The organism is Nostoc sp., from assembly GCF_036916655.1.
GTDB lineage: Bacteria > Cyanobacteriota > Cyanobacteriia > Cyanobacteriales > Nostocaceae > Nostoc.
In genome coordinates this window covers 262,887-282,487 of the sequence record NZ_JBALFY010000093.1, presented here as the reverse complement: position 1 = coordinate 282,487, position 19,601 = coordinate 262,887, and the positions used below count along the sequence as shown (strand labels likewise).

The window sequence follows — 19,601 nt, the reverse complement described above, 5'->3', positions numbered from 1 at the left end:
GTTGTCGGGTATCTGAAGCCCAAACTATACCGGGATTTCAATGATAAATTCTGTTCCTTCACTCAGAACCGAGTTAAAACTTAATTTTCCGCCGTGAGTTTCTTCAACGATTTGCCGAGCGATCGCTAACCCTAAACCTGTCCCTTTACCCACAGCTTTCGTCGTAAATAAATGGTCAAATATTTTTGATTTCACCTCTTCGCTCATCCCCTTACCATTATCTCGAATGGCAATTCTAACTAGATTATTTACGACTGAAGTTGTAATTATAATGCAGTTAGGATTGGCTTGAATTTCTTCAAAACTGCGTCAGGTGTTAGATTCATCTAAGGCATCAATAGCATTTGCCAGAAGATTCATAAATCCCTGATTTAATTGACCAGGAAAACACTCAACTTGAGGCAATTTCCCATAGTCAGTTATCACTTCAATAGCGGGACGTTGTTCATTGCTCTTGAGACGATGTTTCAAAATTAAAATTGTGCTATCAATACCATGCAGCAATAAAACCGAGGGGATTATTCATTTCGTGAGCCACCCCAGCGACTAAGTTACCCAATGCAGACATCTTTTCACTTTGCACAATTTGTAGCGCCCAATGCCGTAACTGGGTTTGGTTTTGTGCCACCCGCTCCAATGCTGCTGACATCTCGCCTGGAGCTAGCCCTACAATTTTCGCTATTTTCGGTAGAGTTTTACGTTTTATATCAGAAACATATCCCATGTGTAGGTACTTCAAAGCTTCAAAGCTCCTAACTTCTGGAAAGAGGTTTTGATACAACTGGCAGTATTCGTCCACAAATTTTACTGTGGGTGCAGGTGGGCGAGGCTCAACCATACTCTCTGTCTTAGTTTTTGCGTAGGCGTAGCCCGTCGTAGACATCGCACTTAATTATACTTTGGCGAGAGTGACAAAAGAGGGCTAAGTTGACACGTATGGGCACTGCCGCCCCTACACCTTACGATCTAATGTCGTACCTCATCTGAATGATGAACCGCTATATTATTGATGCTTGATGAGCATTTAGAAAAACAGGTTTCCCACCTTGCTCAAGAGATACTGTTAGAGCAGCAAGAATTTCTACTAATTCACTACCTACCCAGCCAGATGAAACTTCTGAGGGAGTATTGTTGAGAATAGAAACAACAAAGGAGGAGCAAACCTTCTGCAATGGTTCCCCTGGCTCTAATTCCAGCACCACCTGCTTTTGATTTACAGGAATAAATTGATTATCCTGCTGTTCAAACTCTCCATATAGCAAGGTTAGAGGTGACGATCGCGACATTTCATCAAAAATCAAACTACCAAGGCTTCCCACAATCCCCAGCCGTCGCTGCTTATCAGGATTCAACCAGCATAAGTGAATGTAAGCTTGAAAGCCATCTGGGTATGTTAGTGTCAACCATACTAAATCAGCTAAACCTTGAGGCAGAGGAAGATTTGTATCTTTCTTCCCCTCTGCTCCCCTGCCCCCCTGCTCCCCTGCTCCCTGTAGCCACACCGTACCGGTTGCTTGTACTTTCACAGGGATCTGACCTAGCCAAGCGTTAAAGATGGCAATATCATGAATGGCTAAATCCCACAGCGCATCAACATCTTGCCGCACAGGCCCTAAATGAGTGCGGGTAGCGTAACCATAGCGTAAATCACCTAATTTACCCGCCTGTACTACAGTTTTTCCTCGCTCAACTGCTGGGTGAAATAAATAAGTGTGGTCAACCATGAGTATTAAATGATGCTGCTCTGCTAAATGGCAAAGTTCCCGACATTCTACTGGGTCGAGAGTTAGGGGTTTTTCAGCCAAAACATGGTATCCCTCTTGGAGAGCATCTTTAATCAAAGCATGGTGGGTAGTAGCTGGAGTTGCGATCGCCACTCCTGTCAACTCTGGCAGTATCTTTAAATCTTGCCATTGAGTTGTTAATAATACATTTTCATCTAAATCAAACTGCTGCTTTACCGCCGCTAATCGTTCTGGGTGGGGATCTACTACCGCAACTACACTTACTTGGGGATCGGCTAAGAAATTCCGTAGCAGATGCACTCCCCAACGCCCAACCCCGATGACAGCAATATTAATTTTATTTGTCATTATTTATTAGTCATTTGTCATTTGTCATTTGTCATTAGTTATTTGTATACAAAGGATGAGGGACAAATGACCACTGACAATCAACTGATTATCGACTAATTGTCCTTCTTTTAAGCTCAGGGTATTTGCGGATTAGAAATTGCTAAAAAAGCTACTTTAGCTGCGGCTTGTTCAGCAGTTTTGATCGATCGCCCCTTACCTTCTCCAAGTTTGTTTCCGTGCAGCCACACTTCGGCCATAAAACGTTCTTGATTGCGGTGCGGTTGAGTGACTTCCACAACCCGATATTCTGGTAAAACTTTAAATTGCGCCTGAGTCCATTCTTGGAGAGCAGCTTTGTAATTAAGTCTGGCAGGGTCGAGGCGAATTTCTGTTGCTAGTTGGTGGAAGTGGGGATCTAGCCAAGAGCGAATCAGTTCCAGATTTTGAGTACTTAAGTAAAGCGCACCCAGAACGGCTTCAAAAGCATCTGCCAGTCGTGACTCTAGACCAACTTTATCTGCGGTAGCACTACCAGCGACTAGTAAGTATAATTCTAAACCATAAACTCTGGCCAATTGGGCAAGGATGCGATCGCTCACCAACACCGAACGAATTGCCGCAAAATCCCCTACTGGACAATCGGGATAATTTTCCCATAACACAACAGCCGACACCAGGCGCACCACTGCATCGCCAACAAACTCCAGCTGTTCATAATTTGCCGAATCAGAGACAGTGGGATGAGTGAGCGCTAAATCTAGCAATTCCCACTTTATAGGTGCTTCTAGCGACAAACCAAATTTTTGGACTAAACTTTCAAGTTGCCGTTGACGGCGTGGATAGGCAAGGGGCATTGCATGATAAGGGGAAGGGGGCAGGGGGAGGGGGAGCAGGGGGGCGGAAGGGCAGAGGGGCAGGGGAAGCAGGGGAAGCTATCTATCTATATTTATATTCTTAAAGTTCTTGGACTATTACTCTAACAACTTTTTGTTACTTCTCTCTATCTAGCTTCTCTTGGATAGCTTGACGGCAAAATTCAGGAGGATCGTCTTTAGCTTTCACTTCTTCCTTCATTTCCTTGGTGACACGCAAATGTAGATATTCAGTTAGTGGTCGCTCTCTGTCCGTGGTGAATGGTTTTAAGTTATCTGGATTACCTTTATTTTTAGACATTGTATAGAAATACAAATAAAGTTATTCTCCACGTGTATATCAGTGGAGAATGTTAAATCGATGGGCATCTTAGCCTGAGAAACTTGTTGCCCACCGATTTCCACTTTTACAAGAGGTAACTCTATTTTATGTTTACGCGCACAGAATTAGAAGTTAAAAGCTTGAGAGCGTTACGCGATTTATGTCTGATACAGTATGGCATCCAAGGAATAGGGAATCCTGCTGATAAGGCATCATACATTAATGCACTTCTGACCTTCCCTGTTATCGCCTGCAAGCAAGTGTCGGAAAATAAAGGATTGAAGTCTCCTATATTCTCTCAAGTAGAAGCGCTAGAAGCGACACTAGAAGCTATGGGAACACCGACACCAGAGCAGTCAGCATTGCTCAAGGTGACGATGGAGGGGAGGAAGCTAGAGTATCCAGCACGGTACAGCCAAGAGAAACTGTTTGGACTCTATCGGGTTAAATGGCATCTGGATACAGCATTAGAGATATTGGGAATGCTTTAAATGATGGATTAATTTGAGTTCGATAAACCTCTCCCTGCCTTGAACTAAAGTTCAAGTCTGTCCCTCTCCGAGTCGGAGAGGGAAAGTTTTGCATAGTAAAACCAGGGAGAGGTCTTTTTTACGGCTGATTTTAGTTGGACACTATATGATTCGTCAAACTCACGCTGAATAATGATGAATTAGCGATGTCTACGACGAGCTTCTCTACGAGACGCTACGCGTAGCTTGCTTCTTGAAGGGTACGCTTACGCATAAAACCCATACAAAAAATAATAGAGTACAAACCGTGAAAGGTTCATACTCCATTAAAGGGGAGAGAGCAGGACATAAGCCGGGTTCTGTTCTCTTGCGAGGGCAGTTATCTATCTGGGACGTTTGTTACCAAACGCCTCAAGCGGCTCTCATTGAGCGGAACTGGTAAAAGACCAACCATAGTTCCTATCGCCTTGCTCCCAACCGGGGTTTACCGAGCCAGCACCTCTCGATACTGCTGGTGCGCTCTTACCGCACCTTTGCACCCTTACCAGATCAATTAAAAATGTAAAATTAAAAATTAAAAATTGTTCATTTTACATTTTTAATTTTTAATTGATCTGGCGGTATCTTTCTGTGGCACTATCCTCACGATCGCTCGCACTGGACGTTATCCAGCAAGTTTGGTCTTTCGGGAGCCCGGACTTTCCTCAAACCAGTGACTAAGACTGATCTGCAACCGCCTGCGCCTACTCTCTCCTTAGATCCAGTGTAATCTTGGATGGCATAGTGTGTCTGGTTGCTATTGCTTTTTTTTATTCCAAGGTAGAGCGTAAGTCCAAGGTAGTTTTCTAACCGTGAAAGGACAATTGATAATACTAATGGGAGGAAAATCACGACCTGGGGCTAGACCTAAACGCACTTCAGATATCCTCAGTACCAGTTGCAGGGAAAAATCTAACTCCTTTCTTCTATTAATAAAGTCGTTGTACAACTTTTTTTGCCCTTTTTGTAGCCCATTGATATCAATTAATGGTTTTTTTGCTGAATAGGTTCCAGCTACTTGATCGCGCTCGAAAACATCTTCTGCTGTCACAGTTTCCGAAAGTGTTTTCTTGGGAGCAATTAGGCTCGGACTTTGGGGTACTGCTAAGTCGCGGGTTAAGTCTGGTGATTTCCGAATCACGCGGCGCGATTGCTTACTATGTTCAACTACTAAAGAACTGTTATCCCAGTCAACGTATACGGCAACATTATCAGATTTATTTTCAATGCTAATTCCTAAATCTTTCAAATCATCAATTGGATATGAGGCTTTGAGTTTAAAGGAAATTCCAATTTTATCGTCGAGATTTTGTTCTTTGAGTTGCTCATCAACGGTTCCTTTCTTAAACTCAAACTTAATTTGATCATCGATGGATTCAATCATGCGGTTAAAAACATAAGAGACACCGATAATATAAATCGTCAAAACTATTAAATTCTGGTCGCTACTCCTCATAAATCAAAAATCTTAACTCCCGGTGCTAATGAATATATATTCAGACTTATTGCTCATCTGCAATTTTTAATTGCGCTTGGCTACTACAGAATTTTGTAGCCAGCCTCGTCGCCAAAAAAAGAATAGCAAACCAAGTGCGATCGCTATCATTATTGCCCAGCAAAGTGGATAACCCCAATACCAACTCAACTCAGGCATATTATATGGCGATTTTTCAGTATTGAAATTCATACCATATATTCCAGCGACAAAAGTCAGGGGAATAAAAATTGTTGAAACTACCGTTAGTACCTTCATGATTTCATTCATTTTGTTGCTTACTGCCGAAAGGTACACATCCATTAATCCAGATGCTAGTTCTCGGTAAGTTTCCACCATATCCATTACTTGCACCGTATGGTCATAACAATCTCGTAGGTAGATTCGCACGTCTTCACTAATCAAATCACTGCCATCTCGAATTAAGGCATTAATTGCATCCCGTTGGGGCCAGATAGCACGACGTAGTTGTAGTAATTCTCGCCTAATTTGATAAATATCTTGTAGTGTTTGTGGGGTAGGTCTGACTATTACCTCCTCTTCTAATTCTTCGATTCGCTCACCATAAAGCTCCAGCACTGGGAAAAAGCCATCAATAATTGCATCTAACACGGCGTAAGCTAAATAATCCGCTCCCTGTTTACGGATGATACCTTTGTTTTTTTCAATCCGCGATCGCACGCCTTCAAAGCAATCATGTTCTGGTTCTTCTTGTACTGTCAACAAATAATTTTTTCCTAATATCAAACTCACTTGCTCGCTGTAAAAACCACATGTTTTTTCCTTTGGTACTACCATGCGGGCAATGAATAGCAATTGGTCTTCATAATCCTCTGTTTTGGGACGCTCCGGTACATTGACTACATCTTCTAAAACTAGAGGATGTAACTCAAAAACATTACCTAATCGTTGTAATATGTCTTGACTACCTAAACCTTGTACATCTACCCAAGAAATTGATTCCATCTCCAGATAGGGAACACATTCCTCTGGGGTTGCTATTTGTTCGCGAGTGAAATTGGTTTGATTATAGTCAATCAAGAAAATGATCGGTAGCGGAGCATCTGCATCAATAATGATGGTTCCTGGTAGAGTCCCTGGTTGGTGATGGAACTCATCTTCATATCGCTTAGTGGCTATTTTAGGAAGGCGACGCAGTTTTCGTACCATGCAATATTACCTAATAGTCATTTGTCATTTGTTATTTGTCATTGGTAAAGAACAAATCACAAAGGACAGCTTACACGTAATTTTATAAAAATTAATATAAAGAAGGTAATTTCTAAACTATGCACTTACTAGGTTGCTAATTTGGTCATCAGCCAGATTTAATTTGACGAATCTCAATTACGAATTACGTTAGCGTAGCGGTAGCGAGTCCACGTACTCTTTTAGCGTCTCGTAGAGAGCGTAATTACGAATTACGAATTGGTATAACATATTGCCTCTGAATCAGCAATGTTACAAAAAAACAGTTTGCCTTGGCAAGACAAACTGTTTAAAAAATATTTATCTGGGTCAGCAGAAATTAGAACATACCCATGCCACCCATGCCGCCCATGCCACCCATACCGCCCATGCCACCCATATCAGGGGCAGGAGCAGCGGATTTCTTCTCTGGCTTTTCAACAACGATCGCTTCGGTGGTTAAGACCAAACCAGCAATGGAACCAGCGTTTTGCAAAGCTGAACGCACAACTTTGGCAGGGTCGATAATACCAGCAGCAATCAAGTCTTCAAATTCGCCAGTAGCAGCGTTGTAGCCAATGTTAAAGTCGCTCTCGCGGACTTTCGAGACGATTACAGAACCTTCAGCACCAGCGTTGTCTGCGATTTGGCGCAAGGGGGCTTCTAGCGCTCGTTCGACAATATCAGCCCCAATTCTTTCTTCGTCATTTTGTAAGGTCTTTTTAATCGCTTCTACTGCCTTAGCTAAGTGAATCAAGGTTGTCCCACCACCAGGAACAATACCTTCTTCCACAGCAGCTTTAGTAGCGTTGAGCGCGTCCTCAATCCGCAGCTTACGGTCTTTGAGTTCGGTTTCGGTTGCTGCACCCACTTTAATCACTGCCACGCCGCCAGCAAGCTTGGCGATGCGTTCCTGGAGTTTTTCTTGATCGTACTCAGAATCAGTTTCTTCTAACTGTCTGCGAATTTGACCAATCCGCTTTTGTACTTCTGGTTTGGTGACACTGCCAGCGACAATTGTGGTGCTTTCTTTGTCAATGGTGATTTTGCGGGCAGTTCCCAGCGCTTCTAGAGAAGCGGTATCCAAACTTAAGCCGATTTCTTCCGAAATCAACTGTCCGTCGGTGAGAATCGCAATATCTTCTAACAAAGCTTTGCGGCGATCGCCAAATCCAGGTGCTTTGATGGCAGCTACGGCTAGTACACCCCGCGCTTTGTTCACTACCAAAGTTGCCAAAGCATCACCTTCGACATCTTCAGCGATAATTAGCAAAGGCTGACCAGAACGGGCAACTTTTTCCAAAATCGGTACTAAATCTTGGATGCTGCTGATTTTTTTATCTGTCACTAAAATCCGAGCGTTTTCAAATTCGACGATTTGTCGTTCGTTGTTGGTGACGAAGTAGGGAGAAATGTAACCCCTGTCAATCTGCATCCCCTCAACTACTTCTAGTTCGGTGGTTAGAGATTTAGATTCTTCAACGGTAATTACACCATCTTTGGTGACTTTTTCCATTGCTTGAGCTAACATTTGGCCAACTTCTTCATCGTTACCAGCAGAGACAGTCGCAACTTGAGCGATCGCACTTCCTTCTACTGGCTTGGCTATTTTGGCAATTTCTAGTACCAATGCCTCAATAGTTTTGTCGATCCCGCGTCTCAAGCTAACAGGGTTACTACCAGCCGCGACGTTCTTCAAACCTTCTCTAATCAAGGCTTGTGCTAAAACGGTGGCGGTGGTTGTCCCATCTCCAGCGACATCTTTAGTTTTTGAGGCCACTTCTTGGATGAGTCTTGCACCAGTATTTTCCAAAGGATCTTCTAATTCAATTTCTTTGGCAACAGTGATACCATCGTTGACAATTTGAGGTGCGCCAAATTTTTTCTCTAAAAGAACATTGCGACCTTTAGGCCCCAAGGTGATTTTTACGGCATCTGCAAGGGCGTTAACACCCCTTTCTAGAGCTCGCCGAGATTCTTCATCAAATGCAATAATTTTCGCCATGTTTCATTTCTCCAGCGCTTCCATTAGACAATTTAGCACTCACAGCGCCAGAGTGCTAATCTCTCAAGCGGCTCAAGTTACAAATGGAAATAAAAAAAATTGATTAATATACAGGTGATGCTCATATTAGATACTGGCAGTAATGCTTGAATTGGGAGATGAATCTAGAGAACTCCCTTAAATCCCTTGGTATTGCCGACCCTGGCGGCACCGGCTGGTTGGCAGTAGTATTTACGTTCCTTTTAGCTTGCCTTGTAACTTGGCGTTTAATTCCGACAGTACGCAAATTCGCCTTGCGGGTAGGTTGGGCTGACCAACCCAACGCCCGGCGACTCAACCGAGAACCTTTACCCAATGCTGGGGGACTGGCTATCTACGCGGGTGTAATTGCCGCGCTGGTATTAGCTAGCCTTTTACGACCGATCGAACTCCAAACCGTGTTGGCTCAAGTGTTAACTATTCTGTTGGGGGGTTCGATATTAGTTCTTGTGGGCTTTATTGACGATCAGTTCGGCTTACCGCCCTCTGTGCGATTATGGGCACAAATTGTCACGGCACTATTATTGGTAGCTAATGGCATCAGTGTTAAAGTCCTATTTGGCACTCCCATCGACTCGTTCCTGTCCATATTGCTCACAGTACTATGGGTAGTAGGGATTACCAATGCCATCAACTTGATGGATGGAATGGATGGTTTGGCAGGAGGAATCAGCTTTATTACTGCAATGAGTTTGTTGGCAGTTGCAGCCCAATTTAACAATCGTGCAGCGGCAATTTTAGTACTCGCAGCTTTGGCAGGTGCGGCACTGGGTTTTTTACGCCATAACTTTCATCCTTCACGAATTATTATGGGTGATGCCGGAGCATACTTTTTTGGCTATGTGCTGGCAGCAACTAGTATTTTAGGTAAACTGCAACAAAACACAGTTTATGCCTTAATTCCTACGGTTTTATTTTTGTTGTTACCGGTGCTAGATACAACTCAAGTATTTGTGCGGCGGCTACTAGCAGGAAATAACCCTCTTAGTACTCCAGGCAAAGACCACCTGCACCACCGCTTACTTGCTTGGGGACTATCCCAGCGCCATGCTGCGTTTACCCTTTGGTCAATTACCTTAGTTTTCAACTTGCTGGCGATGAGAATACAAGGTATGAGTTTGGCTGTGATGCTGGCTACCGCTAGTAGCATTATCCTTCTTTTGGGTTTTACTGTCTGGCAAAGAATACGCCAACAGCCTTAGTTACTTGGTAGGGTGAGCATTGCAATGCTAGCCCTACTATGGTTTATTCTGTCCACAAAAAATTCAAGCTTGAGTTAAATTGTCTTGCAGCCAAACAACTAAATCTCCCTCTGTGGAAAAATCTAACAGTGCTTCGGCTAGATTTTCAAGCTGTTCAATAGATAACTGACTGATGCGTTCTGACAATTGCTGACTCAAATTACCAATGCGTCGTCGCAGCAGACGCATGACTACCTCTAGAGTCTGTTTTTGCCTGACTTCATTACGGACTTCTTCAATGATATCATCACGCACTTCCTCAATGATATCATCACGCACTTCCTCATAAATTCTGGTAGTTTTGATATCAAAATCACCAAGTCCAAACATTTTTATCAACTCCTGACGACTGATACGCGGTAGTTTGTAAACTACAATTGTTTCTATTAAATCTAGCACTTTTTTTTGAAGTGCTTTATCGCTCACTTCCAAACGTGTCTTTGCAATCAAACTTTTGACTAATATGGGAGTTTGTTTTTTATTTACAACTACTAATTTGATGATACCAACTCCCAAAGAATATTCAGTTACTTCTCCAAGCTCATTTAGATATAGCCTTGTTACTAATTGGCTTTCGAGTAAGACTCGATAAGGTTGTACTTGGATTGGTTCAAGGCTGCGACGAGGGAATATAACTACTGCTTGCCAATCTGTAGTAGGTGCATAAAGTCGTAAATACAAAAATATTTCTGAAAATAAACGAGCATAAAATTCGTCATCTTTTTGAAATTGAACCTCCACAAAATAAATCTACTGACTACTACTATCAGCAACAGGAAGAAAGACTCCATCAATGCGAAATGCTGTTTGCTTTAATTCTACTGAAGCGAAGTTATATGCATTTGCTTCTGATGGTTGCAGATTAATTAATTCAAAAAAAGCACTGGGGAAAGTTTGAAATAAACGATAAAAAATAGAGTCTGTTTTCATAATTAGTCTGTCAAATTTTATTTAATAAGTTCGTAGTTGGAGCTTTAGCACCAACTACGAAAAATCGCTACCCCTCAATTATTTAGCTCAACGATTTAAGCCATTACCATACCGCCATCGACGTTAAAAACTTGTCCGGTAACGTAGGCGGCGGCAGGATCGGCGGCGAGGAAGCGCACCATACCAGCGATTTCTTCCGGCTGACCGAAGCGACCAAGTGGAATGTATTTGAGAATATCTTCGGGGTTGTTGAGATCGCTGGTCATATCGGTGGTGATGAATCCAGGAGCGACGGCGTTAACGGTGATCCCGCGAGTCGCAAGTTCTTTGGCAACGCTTTTGGTGAAGCCGATTACGCCTGCTTTGGCGGCGCTGTAGTTGGACTGACCTGGGTTGCCCATTAGCCCAGCAACGGAGGTAATGTTGATAATCCGCCCCGATCGCTGCTTCAGCATAATTTTACTGATGGCGCGTGTACATAAGAAAACACCAGTTAGATTAAGGTCTATCACAGCTTGCCAATCTTCTGTCTTCAAACGCAAAAGCAGATTGTCGCGGGTAATACCTGCGTTGTTGACTAAGATATCCACACGACTAAACTTTTCGATGACGGTCTTAACTAGCGCGTCTACTTGCTCGATTTTAGAAACGTCTGCTTGGATAGCGATCGCCTGACCTCCCGCACTTATAATTTCTGTAACAACTGCTTCAGCCGCCGCACTCGAACTGGCATAATTAACAACTGCGATCGCTCCTTGTGAGGCTAATTCAATTGCGATCGCGCGGCCGATTCCTCGTGATGCACCTGTGATAATTGCGACTTTATCTTGTAATAGTGTCATTAAATGTTCCTCAATCTTAGAAATACTGCGCTAATTATCTTATGGTGATTTCGGGAACATCTGAATATTGTCTAGATAATATCTAACTCTTGCGGGATGACAATCTTGCTATCATGATACAAATTAAATTGCCAAATAGATCAGTTGCTAACTTTACGCTCTGAAATCAAGGGATTACTTTCAGGCTGGAAGAATATCAACGATCATCATGAGGAGACAATTTGTCCGATTATTCAAAATACTCCTCAGCGCTGTTAGCGGTAGCGGTGCGTTGAGCTAGTGCTGAGATATCAAAAGTCAGAAATGAAATTTGAGTAATTTCTCTATTATCCACTCAGAAATTAGGACTCAGAACCTTTTATAGAGAAGAAACCACCATAACTCTAATCCAGTTAAGGCTAAACCTGCGATCGCAACCCCAACTTTCAAGCCTAAAGGTTGCTCTATGCTCTGGAATTGGCTGGTTTGTTCGGAATATTAAGCAGTAGTTGATGGCGGCTATTATCACTGCAAGTCATTAAGTTTTTTCGTACTTAACCACATAACTAAAATTACTAGCTGATTACGCAAGCAATTAATTAACAGCAGCAATCCAATGATACAATGTCTCTGGCTTTTTGGCTCTCGCCTCAATATCTTACGAGGGAGCAACGCGATTTTGTGAGATGGCAGAGCAGGGGGGCTGGGGAAGTAAACAAACTCGTTTAAGCCTGCTTTCCGAACCAAATATTGAAACTGACCGCGCCAAGGAGCAATTATGTCGAAGAAAGTATTGATCGTCGTTTCAAACGCTTACGTCATTGGCCCACACAACAGAAGGACAGGCAATTTTTTGCCCGAAGTCGCGCATCCCTATGCTGAATTCGACAGAGCAAAATACCAAATCGACTTTGCAAGTCTTACCGGAGATACTCCGTTTCTGGACGCGCTCAATCTAGCTAACGACCCCGACAATCTCGCCTTTTTGGTAGGAAAAGGATGGGCCTCAATGCAGAAAGCCAAGAAACTGTCAGAGGTGGATGTCAGTCAGTATGACGCCATCTTCATACCTGGCGGTTTGGCGCCGATGGTTGATATGCCTGAACACCCGCTACTTAAGAAGGTTATCAAAGAGACATACGAGCGAAAGGCGGTCGTTGGAGCCGTTTGTCATGGCCCGGTATCGCTGCTCAACGTCAAGCTGAGTAGCGGAACCTTTTTACTGGCCGGGAAAAATATCAGCTCATTTACAAACGAGGAAGAAGAAAACTACGCTAAAGCTGATGTGCCTTTCGATCTGGAGACAGCCCTCACCAAACAAGGCGCTATCTTCCATAAGACCGCACCTTGGCAGGCATACAGTATTGCCGACGGAAATCTCGTCACCGGCCAAAATCCCGCTTCTGCCAAAGGCGTTGCCGAAAAAATGATCGAACTCCTGGAAGCTGTGTGAAGTAATATCCTGAAGGCATAATCACACGCTACAACGAACCGGGCGGGCGTCGCCCCAAAGCGTTTTTTGAGTGAACATTTCCTAAATTATCCTAAATTTATGAGTTAATTTTTGGTTTAAAGTTACGCAATCTGAGGGCGTTGCTAACAACAGAGAGCGAAGAAAGAGCCATCGCAGCGCCAGCAATAATTGGATTGAGTAACCAACCAAAGATGGGGAACAAAATTCCTGCCGCAATGGGAATACCAATAACGTTGTAAATAAAGGCAAAGAAGAGATTTTGCTTAATATTGTTGATGGTGGCACGGCTGAGTTGAATTGCTGTGACAATTCCTTGCAAATCTCCAGAAATTAAGGTGATATCGCTGGCTGCGATCGCCACATCTGTTCCCGTCCCAATAGCAATTCCCACATCAGCTTGTGCTAAGGCTGGCGCATCATTTATACCATCGCCTACCATCGCGACAATTGAGTGCTGAGTTTTGAGTGAGAATTTATCAGAATTCTCTCCCCTTACTCCTCTTCTGCCCCTCTGCTCCTCTGCCCCTCTGCCCCTCTGCTCCCCTTGCAAAGATTGGATAATCGCCGCCTTTTGATCTGGACGCACTTCAGCAAAAATTCGCTGGATGCCAACTTGCAGAGCGATCGCCTCAGCAGTTTTACGATTGTCTCCGGTAAGCATCACTACTTCTAAACCTAACTTCTGTAAGGCTTTCACCACTGCTGCTGACGAAGGTTTGAGGGCATCGGCAATACCCATTATTCCATGTAGTTCGCCTTCTACAGCAATCAAAATAACTGTTTTTCCAGCGGCTTCCCAGGCATCTTTATACTGCTGGAGACTTATGGTATTAATTCCAAGTTCTGTTAACCAGCGTTGTGTACCAATTTGCACAAGCTGATTTGCCACAACTGCTTGCACACCACTACCTGCATTAGCTACGAAGTTCTTTGCATCTATTAAACTCACCTCTTGAGACTGGGCATATCTCACCACCGCTTCAGCTAAAGGATGTTCAGAATTGCGTTCTACCGTTGCTGCTAACTGTAAAACCTGGATTTCATTACCATTAGCTGTGCCGTTGACAGTTACAAAGTCTGTAACTGTCGGTTTCCCTTGAGTCAAAGTGCCGGTTTTATCTAGAACGATGGTTTGAATTTTGTGTGCTAGTTCTAAGCTGTCCGCACCCTTAATCAAAATGCCATTTTCTGCACCTTTACCTGTCCCTACCATGACAGAAGTGGGGGTAGCTAAACCCAAAGCACAAGGACAAGCGATAATCAGTACACTTACCATTGTCATTGTGGCTAGGGTGAGGTTGCCAGTGAAGTTAAACCAAATGACGAAAGTGGCGATCGCAACGGCAATTACAGCTGGTACAAACCATCCTGTCACTCGATCTGCCAAGCGCTGAATTGGTGCTTTAGAACCTTGCGCTTGTTGCACTAGTTTGACGATTTGAGCCAAAAATGTATCATTTCCGACTCGTGTCACCCGAAACTGAAATGCACCCGCACCGTTAATCGTCGCCCCAATTACCTCATCTCCTGGTTGCTTTTTAACTGGCAAACTTTCACCAGTTACCATCGCTTCATCTACCGTCGAAGCGCCTGCAATCACTTTGCCATCTACCGGAATCTTTTCACCAGGACGCACTAAAATCACATCGTTGATCCTGACTTCGGCAATAGGAACATCAATTTCTCTACCATCACGGATAACTCTGGCATCTCTAGCTTGCAATCCGATGAGTTTGCGGATAGCTTCAGAAGTTTGTCCCCTAGCGCGATTTTCCAACAATCGCCCCAGCAAAATTAAGGTAATGACAAAGGCGGCAACTTCGTAATAAATATGAGGTATCAAGCCTTGAGCAATCAAAAATTCTGGAAAAACAGTGACAAACAAAGAATATAGATATGCTGCACTTGTACCCAAAGCAATCAGCGTGTCCATCGTCGCCGTATGGCGCTTCAGGGATTTCCAGCCATTGCGGTAAAAAGATCCACCACACCACAACACGACTGGTGTTGTCAGCACTAACTGCACCCAAGGATTTTGCAGGAAGTTTGGAATTAAAGGTAAATTTAGCCCAGTCATCATGGGCAATGACCCCAAAAGTAGGAAAATGCTGATTACGCCTCCCACCGCTACTTTGAGGGAGAGTTGGCGTTGTAATGCTTGCCTACTAGCTTTTTCAGCATCATCTTCTTTGGAGAGTAATTCTTCCTGGAGTGAGTCAGAAGAATATCCCGCAGATGCGATCGCACCTTGGATTTTCTCTAAATTTGCTAAAGAGCGATCGTACTTGATAGTGGCTTGCTCTGCTCCAAAATTAACGTTACAGTCAATTACCCCAGAAACAGAGCGAATCGCCTTTTCGATATTATTGGCGCAAGCGGCACAACTCATGCCTCGAAGTTTGAGCGTGAGAGTATCCATGTTGGGGATTAGGGATTGGGGATTAGGGATTAGGGATTGGGAGTTAGGGATTGGGGATTAGGGATTGGCAATTGGTCATTCTCCCAGTCCCCAGTCCCCAATCCCCTTAAGCAACTGGATAACCAGCAGCAGCCAACGCTTCCTTAATTGCTGTTTCTGATGCTTGAGTTTCTACATTGACCAGCTTGGTTGTTGGATCAGCCTGAACGCTAGCATTGGCATCGACTGCCTGAAGTGCTTTGGTGATCTTGCTTGCACAAACAGAACAAGACATGCTGGGAACTGTGAGTTGGAGAGTCATAGATTTACGGGATAAAATGAACAACCTTGCCAGATCAAGCTGGATGACTGAGATGTATCCCTCACCCGCCAAAATTTGTGGTTGAGGGTCGTCTTAAATTCATCCTAGACTCTCTAGCCGACTGGAGAGTCTAGAGATTTTTAAAAGTTTTTCGCTAAACTTCAAATTTCTTTACAAGTAACTTATATCTTGCACCAGGCGACTAGAAGTCGCGGCTATACAGACAAAACCTGCCTCCGCAGGTTGAAAAGCCTTGATTTTGTGTAGGCGGACTTCTCTGCGAGACGCTACGCGAACGTTTGTGTAGCCGCGATTTCTAATCGCTAGGGGTAGGTGCAAGATGAGAAGTAACCGTTATCCATCAAAAATACAACGTACTACAAAACGCTTGTCATCCAATGAAAGTGTGTGTTATGAAAGCGACATAAATACACCAGGGGAGTAATGCGATTTTGTTAGATAATTACAAAGAAAGTGCGACGCATAGAACATTACACATAAACCAGACTATTGAAAATATTTACAGTACGGGCACAGTTGTAGGGCAAAACGGGGAAGTTCACAAACTACACTCTGCAATCGATCGCGAAGAGGGCGAGTTTTTATCAAAAATCATTCATAATGATCCTAAAATTATAAAAACTCTCGAAGTTGGCTGTGCCTATGGACTTTCATCCCTGCACATTTGCTTAGGCATCCAAGAACGCGTTGGGGCTTCCCATACCATCATAGATCCATTCCAGTATATTTATTGGGATGGCGTTGGTATAAGGAATTTAGACGAGGCTGGAATTGACTTTTTCGATCTCATTCAAGTCAAGTCAGAATTTGCACTGCCACGCCTATTGGAAGAAAAGGAAGGTCAGTTCGACTTGGTTTTTATAGATGGTTGGCACACATTTGACCATACGCTCATAGATGCTTTCTATGCTTCCCGTCTACTCCGAGTTGGAGGATATCTTGTTGTTGATGATGTTTCTTTCCCAGCTGTGAAACGTGTAATTGATTTTTTGAAAAACTATCCCTGTTATGAGGAATATGATTCTCTGGATGGTGAGGTGTTGAAATCATGGAAAAAGATGATTGCAAGGAGGCTAATGTCTCCGATTAATCAAAAAACTTGGTCTCAGATTCTCTTACCAAGCCTCTATCGAAGAATATTTGATGATCGGATAACGCGAATAGTAGCACTACAAAAGACCCAAGAAGATACCCGCAATTGGAAATGGCACAATGATGCATTCTAGAGATTAATACAGTTAACAAGGCACTGCACCAGATTATTTCTGCCTTCTCAAAATCGCTCGGAAATGGTTGCCGATCAAAAATACAACGTACTACAAAACACTTGTCATCAAATGAAAGTGTGTGTTATTAATGCTATATAACCACATTAATCAGAATTAACCTGTTGTTTTCCCCACAGTTCTGGGAAAACAACACTCCGCACTACTTGAGACGCGGCTGCTGAACCCAAGTCTCCCTATCTCTTCACAACCGAGGGTCTTTTTTAAGACTCTATTTGGAGTTTTCATGCAGCCAAAAAATCTCAAACGTCTCCTGCGTGCCTTAGAGCGCCAAGGTTTAGATGTAACTTATAACAATCGCACTTATTCAGTCCGTTTAGTTAATTCTCCTGATGCGCCTGTAGCAGAAGTGCTACTACCGGAAGATTTTCCCGTAGAAGCTAAGGCATTAAAGCAGTTAGCGAATTTAGCAAGCGTCCGCCACCCATCAGGTGGATGTGTTTGTCGTGCTTGTGCTACGCCTGACTTTCACCCAGGTGATGCTGGTGTTGCCATTGGTTCAGTCATCGAAACTGTGGGTCAAGTCATCCCTGGTGCTGTCGGTTCTGACATCAATTGTGGGATGCGCCTGCATGTTGTTGATTTGACAATCGACGAATTCCTCGCAAAGCGCGACCAATTCGTAGAACGGATGAAGGGCGATTACTTCTTCGGTACGCGTGATGTAACGATGACTGCTCAAGCAATGCGATCGCTATTTCAATACGGTGTTCCTGGTTGGCTGGATGCCATGCTAGATAATCCTACGGGGAGTGTAGTCAAGTCTGATTTGCAGCAACTTGCCCAAGAGAGCGATGGCTCCGCCAACGCCAGGGGCGAACGCATCTTTTTAGGTGGTTCAATGGATGGTGACTGGAAACTTGCGCCAGAAGAATTGGTTCCCGATGCTGGACTAGTGCGCGATGGCGGACTGGCAACCATTGGCGGTGGTAATCATTTTGTCGAAGTGCAGCGAGTTGATAAAGTCGAAAATCGCTCACTTGCCCACGCCTGGGGAGTACGCGAGGGACAGCTAGCTTTTATGATTCACTCTGGTTCTCGAAATGTGGGTAAGTATATCGGCGGAATGTGGCGAGATAAAGCTAAGGCAACTTGGCAAAAAGGTCTAAAGTATCCTGATTCTCAAATTTTTCCTCTCTCTACTTATTCTCACCCGGAACTAGTTGCCAGTTACCTGCAAGCTCAGGCCACTGCTGCTAACTATGCCTTTGTCAATCGCCTGCTGTTAGCAGAATTGCTACGTCTGCGTTTACGAGAAGTATACAAAAATGTGGAAGCACCTCTAGTTTATGATTTGCCCCATAACATCACCTTGCCAGAAGGTGAAGGATGGGTGACACGCAAAGGCGCTTGTCCCGCCCATACAGGACAACCAGTGATTATCCCTGGTTCAATGGGTGCTTATTCTTATCTGATGGTGGGTAGAGGCAATCCAGCATTTTGTAATTCAGCGTCACATGGGGCGGGAAGAATTCGTTCTCGCTTCGATCTCAGTCGCAAAGGTGCATCTCAAAGTGAGTCGGAACTGGGATTAACTGGCGTAGATTGCATTACCCTGCGTGAAGAACGCCGAATTGAGGAAGCACCTGCTGCCTACAAACCGATTCAGTCTGTGATTGATGTGCAAGTTGAGGCAGAAATGGTGGATGTTGTAGCACGATTAAGTCCAGTGCTGACGTTTAAGGCGTAGCTACTAAGGGACTTCCAAATAATATGACAATTAACTCTTGTGGGGTGGGCGACACGAGAGCCATACAGACTGGGCTCTCGTGTCGCCCACCCCACAATATTGGATAATTTGTTTCTTGGAGTTCCCTAAATAAAAAGCCCCTGGTTCACATCCAGGGGCATCCATCTTTATTCCCTTATTTAGAATCGCATTTGTGAAGCTATAGTAAATCCGTAGTAATGCAATAAACACATCAAATCGATGATTATTTTGCAATTAACTAGTTACGCAGCAATTTACCCAATGTCATGAATGAGAGCGATGTCTACTGGCATGGCAAGCTTAAAATAGTGCATTAGCGCTTCTCATTCACATGAGTACACCCGTAGGGGCAATACCCTGTGCTGGTGTCAACTTCAGCTGGAAATAGCTTATCTGTTGGCTTCCATGCCTGCTCGGAAATAAATAAATGAGTAATGAGTAATGAGTAATAAGTAATGAGTAATGGGTATTACTTATTACTTCAAAAATAAATTTTCGGGCTAATAGCTTAAGTTTACTGAAGTAGACTGGAGATTTTTAGTCATCTTCAGATGACTTTAGCTATGAGACGGGAATTTCAATTCCCGGCGGATAAGCGGTTTCGCGTTAAGTTGACACCAATGTACCCTGCGGCAAGCCGCCAACGCGTCTACATGAATTGCCCCTACACCTTGATCTAAAAAAAGATTTAGCTGAGTGCTAAACCTTTATATACATACTTAGTGCTTAAGCAGATATCCCAGATTAATTTAGTTTTTATAAAAAAACACCCTGGGTATTATTTCAGGGTGTATACACATTTTTCAGGCATTAATTAAGCTGAATAATAACTCTATAAAATAGTTATTTCTACTATCCATAGAATGATCTAGATATTACTCCATATATGGTA

General features: G+C 43.6%; 16 protein-coding genes, 1 other RNA gene and 3 pseudogenes. 5 read left to right on the top strand and 15 right to left on the bottom strand.

Annotated elements, in window-relative coordinates; genetic code table 11:
• Positions 1 to 24: 24 nt before the first annotated feature.
• From V7L31_RS25315 to V7L31_RS25295, 5 genes and pseudogenes are all read right to left on the bottom strand, one after another.
• A pseudogene (locus V7L31_RS25315) lies at positions 25 to 646 on the bottom strand (sensor histidine kinase); the annotation flags it as partial.
• Positions 647 to 661: 15 nt separating this feature from the next.
• Positions 662 to 838 (bottom strand): annotated as a pseudogene (locus V7L31_RS25310) (IS701 family transposase); the annotation flags it as partial.
• 160 nt (positions 839 to 998) lie between these two features.
• Positions 999 to 2,093, bottom strand: a complete 1,095-nt coding sequence (locus V7L31_RS25305) for a Gfo/Idh/MocA family protein (protein ID WP_334698813.1) — start codon at positions 2,091 to 2,093, stop codon at positions 999 to 1,001.
• 116 nt (positions 2,094 to 2,209) lie between these two features.
• Positions 2,210 to 2,929: a ribonuclease III gene (rnc, locus tag V7L31_RS25300; protein WP_334698812.1), complete on the bottom strand. Its 720-nt coding sequence runs from the start codon at positions 2,927 to 2,929 to the stop codon at positions 2,210 to 2,212.
• A gap of 136 nt (positions 2,930 to 3,065) precedes the next feature.
• On the bottom strand, positions 3,066 to 3,248 hold the full coding sequence (locus tag V7L31_RS25295; protein WP_099104126.1) for a hypothetical protein: 183 nt from the start codon (positions 3,246 to 3,248) through the stop codon (positions 3,066 to 3,068).
• A 128-nt stretch (positions 3,249 to 3,376) separates the two neighbouring features.
• Between V7L31_RS25295 and V7L31_RS25290 the strand changes: the two genes are divergently transcribed.
• The gene (locus tag V7L31_RS25290) at positions 3,377 to 3,760 is read left to right on the top strand and encodes a hypothetical protein (protein ID WP_334698811.1); all 384 of its coding nucleotides are present in this window, start codon (positions 3,377 to 3,379) and stop codon (positions 3,758 to 3,760) included.
• A 312-nt stretch (positions 3,761 to 4,072) separates the two neighbouring features.
• Here V7L31_RS25290 and rnpB read toward each other — a convergent pair.
• The 4 genes from rnpB to groL form a co-directional block, all read right to left on the bottom strand.
• Positions 4,073 to 4,489: RNase P RNA component class A (rnpB, locus tag V7L31_RS25285), an RNA gene on the bottom strand.
• 46 nt (positions 4,490 to 4,535) lie between these two features.
• On the bottom strand, positions 4,536 to 5,234 hold the full coding sequence (locus V7L31_RS25280) for a hypothetical protein (protein ID WP_334698810.1): 699 nt from the start codon (positions 5,232 to 5,234) through the stop codon (positions 4,536 to 4,538).
• Positions 5,235 to 5,300: 66 nt separating this feature from the next.
• Positions 5,301 to 6,443 (bottom strand): magnesium/cobalt transporter CorA, encoded by a 1,143-nt coding sequence (gene corA / locus V7L31_RS25275; RefSeq protein ID WP_334698809.1) that lies wholly within the window; start codon positions 6,441 to 6,443, stop codon positions 5,301 to 5,303.
• A gap of 358 nt (positions 6,444 to 6,801) precedes the next feature.
• Positions 6,802 to 8,466 carry a chaperonin GroEL gene (gene groL, locus V7L31_RS25270; RefSeq protein WP_334698808.1) on the bottom strand — a complete coding sequence of 555 codons (1,665 nt, stop codon included), beginning with the start codon at positions 8,464 to 8,466 and terminating at the stop codon, positions 6,802 to 6,804.
• Positions 8,467 to 8,624: 158 nt separating this feature from the next.
• Here groL and V7L31_RS25265 point away from each other — a divergent pair, with 158 nt between their 5' ends.
• Positions 8,625 to 9,707, top strand: a complete 1,083-nt coding sequence (locus tag V7L31_RS25265; RefSeq protein WP_334698807.1) for an MraY family glycosyltransferase — start codon at positions 8,625 to 8,627, stop codon at positions 9,705 to 9,707.
• Positions 9,708 to 9,770: 63 nt separating this feature from the next.
• Here the strand turns inward: V7L31_RS25265 and V7L31_RS25260 are convergent, their stop codons facing one another.
• The 3 genes and pseudogenes from V7L31_RS25260 to fabG all read right to left on the bottom strand — a co-directional run bounded on the left by V7L31_RS25260 (position 9,771) and on the right by fabG (position 11,518).
• Positions 9,771 to 10,076 (bottom strand): DUF4351 domain-containing protein, encoded by a 306-nt coding sequence (locus tag V7L31_RS25260; RefSeq protein ID WP_334698850.1) that lies wholly within the window; start codon positions 10,074 to 10,076, stop codon positions 9,771 to 9,773.
• A 6-nt stretch (positions 10,077 to 10,082) separates the two neighbouring features.
• Positions 10,083 to 10,676: pseudogene (locus V7L31_RS25255) on the bottom strand (Rpn family recombination-promoting nuclease/putative transposase); the annotation flags it as partial.
• Positions 10,677 to 10,771: 95 nt separating this feature from the next.
• Positions 10,772 to 11,518 carry a 3-oxoacyl-[acyl-carrier-protein] reductase gene (gene fabG / locus V7L31_RS25250; RefSeq protein ID WP_334698806.1) on the bottom strand — a complete coding sequence of 249 codons (747 nt, stop codon included), beginning with the start codon at positions 11,516 to 11,518 and terminating at the stop codon, positions 10,772 to 10,774.
• A gap of 757 nt (positions 11,519 to 12,275) precedes the next feature.
• Here fabG and V7L31_RS25245 point away from each other — a divergent pair.
• Entirely contained in the window at positions 12,276 to 12,950 is a 675-nt protein-coding gene (locus V7L31_RS25245) for a type 1 glutamine amidotransferase domain-containing protein (RefSeq protein ID WP_334698805.1), read from the top strand.
• Positions 12,951 to 13,047: 97 nt separating this feature from the next.
• Here V7L31_RS25245 and V7L31_RS25240 read toward each other — a convergent pair whose 3' ends face one another.
• The 3 genes from V7L31_RS25240 to V7L31_RS25230 all read right to left on the bottom strand — a co-directional run bounded on the left by V7L31_RS25240 (position 13,048) and on the right by V7L31_RS25230 (position 16,030).
• Entirely contained in the window at positions 13,048 to 15,390 is a 2,343-nt protein-coding gene (locus tag V7L31_RS25240; RefSeq protein ID WP_334698804.1) for a heavy metal translocating P-type ATPase, read from the bottom strand.
• A gap of 106 nt (positions 15,391 to 15,496) precedes the next feature.
• The gene (locus V7L31_RS25235; RefSeq protein WP_292720653.1) at positions 15,497 to 15,691 is read right to left on the bottom strand and encodes a heavy-metal-associated domain-containing protein; all 195 of its coding nucleotides are present in this window, start codon (positions 15,689 to 15,691) and stop codon (positions 15,497 to 15,499) included.
• 171 nt (positions 15,692 to 15,862) lie between these two features.
• Positions 15,863 to 16,030 (bottom strand): hypothetical protein, encoded by a 168-nt coding sequence (locus tag V7L31_RS25230; protein WP_334698803.1) that lies wholly within the window; start codon positions 16,028 to 16,030, stop codon positions 15,863 to 15,865.
• A gap of 113 nt (positions 16,031 to 16,143) precedes the next feature.
• On the opposite strand from V7L31_RS25230, the gene V7L31_RS25225 reads away from it, so the two are divergent.
• Together V7L31_RS25225 and V7L31_RS25220 are read left to right on the top strand one after the other, a co-directional pair.
• A complete protein-coding gene (locus V7L31_RS25225) occupies positions 16,144 to 16,938 on the top strand; it encodes a class I SAM-dependent methyltransferase (protein WP_334698802.1) in 795 nt (264 codons plus the stop codon).
• Positions 16,939 to 17,224: 286 nt separating this feature from the next.
• On the top strand, positions 17,225 to 18,688 hold the full coding sequence (locus V7L31_RS25220; protein ID WP_334698801.1) for an RtcB family protein: 1,464 nt from the start codon (positions 17,225 to 17,227) through the stop codon (positions 18,686 to 18,688).
• The last annotated feature ends 913 nt before the right edge of the window (positions 18,689 to 19,601 follow it).

Coding starts and splice junctions, on each gene's coding strand:
- V7L31_RS25305 (WP_334698813.1), bottom strand. CDS start 2,093: ATGACAAATAAAATTAATATTGCTGTCATCGGGGTTGGGCGTTGGGGA.
- rnc (WP_334698812.1), bottom strand. CDS start 2,929: ATGCCCCTTGCCTATCCACGCCGTCAACGGCAACTTGAAAGTTTAGTC.
- V7L31_RS25295 (WP_099104126.1), bottom strand. CDS start 3,248: ATGTCTAAAAATAAAGGTAATCCAGATAACTTAAAACCATTCACCACG.
- V7L31_RS25290 (WP_334698811.1), top strand. CDS start 3,377: ATGTTTACGCGCACAGAATTAGAAGTTAAAAGCTTGAGAGCGTTACGC.
- V7L31_RS25280 (WP_334698810.1), bottom strand. CDS start 5,234: ATGAGGAGTAGCGACCAGAATTTAATAGTTTTGACGATTTATATTATC.
- corA (WP_334698809.1), bottom strand. CDS start 6,443: ATGGTACGAAAACTGCGTCGCCTTCCTAAAATAGCCACTAAGCGATAT.
- groL (WP_334698808.1), bottom strand. CDS start 8,466: ATGGCGAAAATTATTGCATTTGATGAAGAATCTCGGCGAGCTCTAGAA.
- V7L31_RS25265 (WP_334698807.1), top strand. CDS start 8,625: ATGAATCTAGAGAACTCCCTTAAATCCCTTGGTATTGCCGACCCTGGC.
- V7L31_RS25260 (WP_334698850.1), bottom strand. CDS start 10,076: ATGTTTGGACTTGGTGATTTTGATATCAAAACTACCAGAATTTATGAG.
- fabG (WP_334698806.1), bottom strand. CDS start 11,518: ATGACACTATTACAAGATAAAGTCGCAATTATCACAGGTGCATCACGA.
- V7L31_RS25245 (WP_334698805.1), top strand. CDS start 12,276: ATGTCGAAGAAAGTATTGATCGTCGTTTCAAACGCTTACGTCATTGGC.
- V7L31_RS25240 (WP_334698804.1), bottom strand. CDS start 15,390: ATGGATACTCTCACGCTCAAACTTCGAGGCATGAGTTGTGCCGCTTGC.
- V7L31_RS25235 (WP_292720653.1), bottom strand. CDS start 15,691: ATGACTCTCCAACTCACAGTTCCCAGCATGTCTTGTTCTGTTTGTGCA.
- V7L31_RS25220 (WP_334698801.1), top strand. CDS start 17,225: ATGCAGCCAAAAAATCTCAAACGTCTCCTGCGTGCCTTAGAGCGCCAA.